1 protein-coding gene is annotated in these 526 nt (G+C 60.6%); it reads right to left on the reverse strand.

All coding sequences use genetic code 11. The features are described 5' to 3' along the window. Window positions 1-526 (reverse strand): molybdopterin cofactor-binding domain-containing protein (locus tag AC1DT3_RS23885; RefSeq protein ID WP_477467619.1); only part of this gene is annotated, 526 nt, incomplete at both ends.

The raw sequence follows: 526 nt of genomic DNA on the forward strand, positions 1-526 counted from the left end.
CGTCAGGGCAACGCGCACCGTGATGGGCACCTGCAGCGCCTCCCAGATGCCTGTCGCCATCCCCCAGCCGACCAGCTCGCTCCCGTCGCGCATCGACCGAGGGTCCGGATTGCGCTTTTCCCACCCAAACGCCTCGGCACCCTGGCGATAGCACTCGCGCAGATTCTTGCTGCTGTAAGGCAGGCCGCTGTGCTGATCGTGGTTGGAGTAAGCTCGCAAGCGGAGGTCCAGCGGATCCAGCTTGAGCGCAATTGCAAGTTCGTCCATAGCGGATTCGAGCGCATACACACCGGTCGCGGCACTAGGCGCGCGCATGTCACAGGACGTCGGAAGGTCCAGGCGCACCAATTTATGGGCGTATGCCGTGTTTGAGATGTTGTAGAGAAGACCGGACCAGATCGTCTCGCGCCGATAGAAATCCTCGTATTCCGATGTCACCGTGACAGCGTCGTGTGTGATCGCATCGATTGTTCCGTCACTTCTGGCGCCCAATTCTATCCGCTGAATCATGGAGGGGCGGTAGCCA

Source organism: Microvirga sp. P4_G7, assembly GCF_056401005.1.